Genomic DNA, 5,467 nt, shown 5'->3' with positions numbered 1-5,467 from the left:
GTTCGAGGTCAACAACATCGCCGACGAAATCGCTGCCCGTGGCCACCAGCATAGCTGCAAGGTGATGATCCTGGCCGAGGAAGCGGCCGGCTCCGCCTGTACGACCCGAACAAGGACGAAACCCGCTCCATGCGCAGCAAGGAGGAAGCCAACGACTACCGTTACTTCCCCGACCCTGACCTGCTGCCGGTGGTCATCGAGCCGAGCTTCCTCGACAGCGTGCGCGCCGCCCTGCCGGAGCTGCCGCCGCAGAAGGTCGAGCGCTTCCAGAGCCAGTACGGCCTGTCGGCCTACGACGCCAACGTGCTGGCCTCCAGCCGCGAGCAGGCCGACTACTTCGAGAACGTGGTGAAGATCGGTGGCGATGCCAAGCTGGCCGCCAACTGGGTCATGGTCGAGCTGGGCAGCTTGCTGAACAAGCTGGGCGTGGAGATCGACCAGTCGCCGGTGAGTGCCGAGCTACTCGGTGGCATGTTGCTGCGTATTCGCGACAACACCATCAGCGGCAAAATCGCCAAGACCGTGTTCGAAGCCATGGCCGCCGGTGAAGGCGATGCCGACAGCATCATCGAAAGCAAAGGTCTCAAGCAGGTCACCGATACCGGTGCGATCGACAAGATGCTCGACGAAATGCTCGCCGCCAATGCCGAGCAGGTCGAACAGTACCGCGCCGCCGACGAGGCCAAGCGCGGCAAGATGTTCGGCTTCTTCGTCGGCCAGGCCATGAAGGCGTCCAAGGGCAAGGCTAACCCGGGGCAAGTGAACCAATTGCTCAAGGCCAAGCTCGAAGGGTAAGCCCAATCGCGGGGCAAATTTGGCACCGGTTGGCCTTGGTTTATTGGCTGGCTGCACCGGCCTCTTCGCGGGCAAGCCCGCTCCTACAGGTTCAGTGAAACCCTTGTAGGAGCGGGCTTGCCCGCGAATGGGCCACCGCCCTGCGCGCCCCCCAACGCGGAGCCAACACCAGCATGCGGCAAACTCTTGGAGCGCTGACGCTCTTCTCCCTCCTGGCCGGCTGCGCCAGCCACGACATCGACCCCAGCGGCTACGACCAGACCGGCGTTGCCTCCTATTACGGCGCCCGCCACCACGGCAAGCGCACCGCCAGCGGCGAACCCTTCAACCAGCATGGCCTGACCGCGGCCCACCGCAGCCTGCCCTTCGGCACCCGCGTGGTGGTCACCAACCTCAGCAACCAACGCAGCGTGGTGGTGCGCATCAACGACCGCGGCCCACATATTCGTGGCCGGTTGATCGACCTTTCCCGCGCGGCGGCAGAAAAAATCGGCATGGTCCGTAGCGGAACGGCGCGCGTCCGGGTACAAGGTCTGAGCGACTGACCCTAGCGGAGCCACCACCATTTTCGACTTGGCCACCCTCCCCACCTTCAGCCTCCTGCAACTGGGCTTCGGCCTGGTATTGCTGGTCATCGGCGCCGAGCTGCTGGTGCGCGCCGCCCTGCGCCTGGCCGGGCGCCTGCATGTTCGGCCGCTGATCATCGGCCTGAGCCTGGTGGCCTTCGGCAGTACCGCGCCGCAACTGACCGTCAGCTTGCAGGCCGCCTACCAGGGCGCGCCCGACGTGGCGCTCGGCAGCGTGGTGGGCAGCAATATCTTCAACGTCCTGGTCATCTTGGGGCTCGCGGCGCTGATCATTCCCTTGCGGGTATCTCGCCAACTGGTGCGCCTGGACATCCCGCTGATGATCGCTGCCAGCGCACTGGTGTACCTGCTGGCTGCCAACGGCGAACTAGGGCGCCTGGAAGGCGCGCTGCTGCTGGCAGGCCTGGTCGGCTACCTGGCGATGCTCTGGCACCAATCGCGCCACTATGCACGCACCTACCCCGCGCCCGAGGCGCTGCACATCAGCCCGGCGCGGTTCTGGGGCAAGGCGCTGACACAGGCGTTTCTGGGCTTGCTGCTATTGAGCCTGGCGGGGCACTTGCTGCTCGAAGCTGCGGTGGAAGTAGCCACCGACCTGGGGCTTTCGGAGCGCGTCATCGGCCTTACCGTGGTTGCCGTGTGCACCTCGCTGCCAGAACTTGCCGCAGCGCTGGTCGCCGCCTTGCGCGGGGAGCGGGAGATCGCCGTGGGCACAGTGATCGGCAGCAACCTGTTCAACCTGCTCGCCGTGCTGGGCCTGACCGCGCTGATCACCCCGCAGCCGCTTTCCATCTCGCCCAATGCGCTGGCATTCGACCTGCCGGTGATGCTCGGCGTGGCTGCCTTGAGCCTGCCGGTGTTCTATTCCGGCTACCGCGTCACCCGCGCCGAAGGCCTGGTGTTCCTGTGCCTGTACCTGGTCTACGGCCTGCACATCGTCGCCTTCACCACCGGCATGCCGCTGGCGGGCCGCCTGGAGCAGCTCATGCTGTTCTACGTCCTGCCGCTACTGGCGCTGGTGCTGCTGTACACCACCGTGCGCGCCTGGCGCCGCCAACACTGAGGAGCAAACATGGCTGATATCGACAAGAAAGCCGGCGAGCAGGTGCGCCGCCAAGTAATGGGCGATGCCTTCGTCGACCGCGCCCTGGGCAACGCCAACGAGTTCACCCAGCCGCTGCAGGATTTCGTCAACGAGCATGCCTGGGGCAGCGTCTGGTCCCGCGAAGGCTTGCCACTGAAGACTCGCAGCCTGATCACCCTGGCTGCACTGACCGCGCTGAAATGCCCACAGGAGCTCAAGGGCCACGTGCGTGGCGCATTGAACAACGGCTGCACGGTGGAGGAGATTCGCGAGGCGTTGCTGCACTGCGCGGTGTATGCGGGGGTGCCAGCGGCCATCGATGCGTTCCGTGCGGCGCAGGAAGTGATCGACAGCTATCAGGCTTGAGACCGCGCCGCCTTCTTCGCGGCAAGCCCGCTCCTACAGGGGTTCGCAATACCTGTAAAAGCGGGCTTGCCCGCGAAGAAGGCGACGCATCAGCCCAGGGTCAAACCTTGGCCTGACGCTTCTTCTTCAGGCGGAACGCCACCCAAAGCGCTGCGATCCACAGCGGGATCAGCATCACCGAGATGCGCACCGGCGGCGTCAGGTACATCACCACCAAAATCAGCACGATGAACGCCAGGCACAGGTAGTTGGTCACCGGGTGCCCCCAGCTCTTGTAGAACGGCGTTTCACCCGCAGCCAGCTTGGCCTTGCGGAACTTCAGGTGGGTGATGCTGATGCTCGCCCAGTTGATCACCAGTGCCGACACCGCCAGGGCCATCAGCAGGCCGAAGGCCTCGCCCGGCATCAGGTAGTTGATGACCACGCAAAGGCCTGTGGCCAGCGCCGAGACGCCCAACGCCACCAGCGGCACGCCGCGACGGCTGACCTTGAGCAGTTGGCGCGGCGCATCGCCCTGGCTGGCCAGGCCGAACAACATGCGGCTGTTGGCATAGACGCAGCTGTTGTAGACCGACAGCGCTGCGGTCAGCACCACGACGTTGAGAATCGTGGCCACCAGGCTGCTGTCCAGCTCATGGAAGATCATCACGAACGGACTACCGCCCTGCACCACCTTCTGCCAGGGGTACAGCGACAGCAGCACGGCCAGGGCGCCGATGTAGAAGATCAGGATGCGGTAGACCACCTGGTTAGTGGCCTTGGGGATGCTCTGGCGCGGGTTTTGCGCTTCGGCCGCGGTGATACCCACCAGCTCCAGGCCGCCGAACGAGAACATGATCACCGCCATGGCCATGATCAAACCGGTCACGCCATTGGGGAAGAAACCGCCGTGCTGCCAAAGGTTCGCCACGCTGGCCTCGGGGCCGCCCTGGCCGCTGCTGAGCAGCCAGGCGCCGAAGACGATCATGCTGATGATGGCGACCACCTTGACCAGCGAGAACCAGAACTCCATCTCGCCGTACACCTTCACCTGGGTCAGGTTGATGGCGTTGATCACCACGAAGAAGATCGCCGCCGTCGCCCAGGTGGGGAAGTCCGGCCACCAGTACTGCACGTAGATGCCCACGGCGGTCAGTTCGGCCATGCCGACCAGCACATAGACCACCCAGTAGTTCCAGCCCGAGACGAAGCCTGCGAACTCGCTCCAGTAGTGGTGGGCGAAGTGGCTGAAGCTGCCAGCGACCGGCTCTTCGACCACCATTTCACCCAGCTGGCGCATGATGAAGAAGGCCATCAGGCCTGCGATGGCGTAGCCCAGCAGGATAGAAGGGCCGGCCAGCTGGATGGTCTGGGCAACGCCCAGGAACAGGCCGGTGCCGATGGCCCCGCCCAGCGCGATCAGCTGGATATGACGGTTTTTCAGCCCGCGCTGTAAACGCTCGGGCGTGCTCTGGTCTTGCATGAAGTGTCCTTTAGCTCAAGGAGGCAGTGTTATTGGAATAGTGGGCCGCCAGCATCTAGATCCATCCGCCCCACTGCAAGATGAAGATGCCGATATTGGTGGTGATCGCCGCCATCAGCGTGGTGATCACGATGATCGACGCCGCCAGCTCGTGGTTGCCGTTCGCCGCCCTGGCCATTACATAGCTGGCCGCCGCGGTCGGGCTGCCGATGTAGAGGAACAGGATACCCAGCTCCGCCCCGCGAAACCCGCACAGCCAAGCCCCCAAGGTGCCCAGCAGGGGCATCCAGACCATCTTCACCAGGCTCACGTCGACCGCCAGCTTGCCACTGTCGCGCAACGCTGCCAGCGACAAGGTGCCGCCGATGCAGATCAACGCCAGGGGCAGGGTCATCTGCGCCAGGTAATCGCCGGAGGTCAGCAGCCAGTTGGGCAACGGCACCTGGCCGTAGGCCATGGGCGTGGCGACCAGCACACTGATGATCAGCGGGTTGCTGAAGATGCTCTTGCAGATGCTCCAGGGGTCGGACTTCAAGCTTGGGCTGTAAACGGCCAGGACCACGGCGGACAGCGAGTTGTACAACAGGATCACCAACCCGGCCAGCACCGCCCCCAGGGATATACCGTAGTCGCCGTACAAACTGGCCGCCAAGGCCAGGCCGATCACGCCATTGTTTCCGCGAAAAGCGCCCTGGGTATAGATACCCCGGTCTTCAGGCGGGCAGCGCCATATCGCCAGGCCCCAGGACATGGCAAAACCCACCACGGTGGCGGCGATGAAGTAGAGGATGACGCCGGGCTGGATCGCCGAAGACAGGTCGGCGTGGTAGATGCCGAGGAACAGCAGCGCCGGCATGCACACGTTGAACACCAGCGATGAGGCGACCCGGCTGAAGTTGTCGTCGATCAGTCCGATGCGCTTGAGCAGGATGCCCATGAACAGCATGGCGAACACCGGAGCCGTGATGTTCAGCGTCTGGATGAGAAGAGCGAGCATTGCGCGCGATCCTGGGGGTGGTTGCCGTTAGGGAGCTAATGATACGCCAGTGGCAAGGGATTGCGCGTGGTGGAGGCCTGAAAATCGGCGGTGGCCTCTTCGCGGGCAAGCCCGCTCCTACAGGTTTCCCAGCGCCCCGGTAGGGGGGGGGGTTGCCGCGGCTTGGGGCACCCCCC

5 protein-coding genes and 2 pseudogenes are annotated in these 5,467 nt (G+C 64.4%); 5 read left to right on the top strand and 2 right to left on the bottom strand.

The features are described 5' to 3' along the window. The 5 genes and pseudogenes from ACQKPE_RS25675 to ACQKPE_RS25655 form a co-directional block, all read left to right on the top strand. Window positions 1-94: pseudogene (locus tag ACQKPE_RS25675) on the top strand (histidine utilization repressor); the annotation flags it as partial. Continuing rightward, a pseudogene (gene gatB / locus ACQKPE_RS25670) lies at window positions 91-795 on the top strand (Asp-tRNA(Asn)/Glu-tRNA(Gln) amidotransferase subunit GatB); the annotation flags it as partial. The pseudogenes ACQKPE_RS25675 and gatB, both read left to right, overlap by 4 nt. 173 nt (window positions 796-968) lie before the next feature. Beyond that, complete coding sequence (locus ACQKPE_RS25665; protein ID WP_427669488.1) at window positions 969-1,340, top strand: septal ring lytic transglycosylase RlpA family protein; 372 nt, start codon at window positions 969-971, stop codon at window positions 1,338-1,340. Window positions 1,341-1,401: 61 nt separating this feature from the next. Then, window positions 1,402-2,445 carry a calcium/sodium antiporter gene (locus ACQKPE_RS25660; protein ID WP_427669489.1) on the top strand — a complete coding sequence of 348 codons (1,044 nt, stop codon included), beginning with the start codon at window positions 1,402-1,404 and terminating at the stop codon, window positions 2,443-2,445. A 9-nt stretch (window positions 2,446-2,454) separates the two neighbouring features. Continuing rightward, entirely contained in the window at window positions 2,455-2,832 is a 378-nt protein-coding gene (locus tag ACQKPE_RS25655) for a carboxymuconolactone decarboxylase family protein (protein WP_427669486.1), read from the top strand. A 100-nt stretch (window positions 2,833-2,932) separates the two neighbouring features. Here the strand turns inward: ACQKPE_RS25655 and ACQKPE_RS25650 are convergent, their stop codons facing one another. Beyond that, complete coding sequence (locus ACQKPE_RS25650; RefSeq protein WP_427669485.1) at window positions 2,933-4,294, bottom strand: amino acid permease; 1,362 nt, start codon at window positions 4,292-4,294, stop codon at window positions 2,933-2,935. A gap of 55 nt (window positions 4,295-4,349) precedes the next feature. Next, window positions 4,350-5,291 (bottom strand): AEC family transporter, encoded by a 942-nt coding sequence (locus tag ACQKPE_RS25645; protein WP_427669484.1) that lies wholly within the window; start codon window positions 5,289-5,291, stop codon window positions 4,350-4,352. Window positions 5,292-5,467 lie beyond the last annotated feature (176 nt).

The organism is Pseudomonas sp. NPDC089554 (genome assembly GCF_050280645.1).
In the GTDB taxonomy this organism is placed as follows: domain Bacteria; phylum Pseudomonadota; class Gammaproteobacteria; order Pseudomonadales; family Pseudomonadaceae; genus Aquipseudomonas.
Note: the sequence above shows the minus strand (reverse complement) of the source record. Positions and strands in the feature narration are given on the sequence as shown.

Excerpts from the sequence above, each read along its gene's own strand:
- ACQKPE_RS25655 (WP_427669486.1), top strand. The coding sequence starts at position 2,455 with ATGGCTGATATCGACAAGAAAGCCGGCGAGCAGGTGCGCCGCCAAGTA.
- ACQKPE_RS25650 (WP_427669485.1), bottom strand. The coding sequence starts at position 4,294 with ATGCAAGACCAGAGCACGCCCGAGCGTTTACAGCGCGGGCTGAAAAAC.
- ACQKPE_RS25665 (WP_427669488.1), top strand. The coding sequence starts at position 969 with ATGCGGCAAACTCTTGGAGCGCTGACGCTCTTCTCCCTCCTGGCCGGC.
- ACQKPE_RS25645 (WP_427669484.1), bottom strand. The coding sequence starts at position 5,291 with ATGCTCGCTCTTCTCATCCAGACGCTGAACATCACGGCTCCGGTGTTC.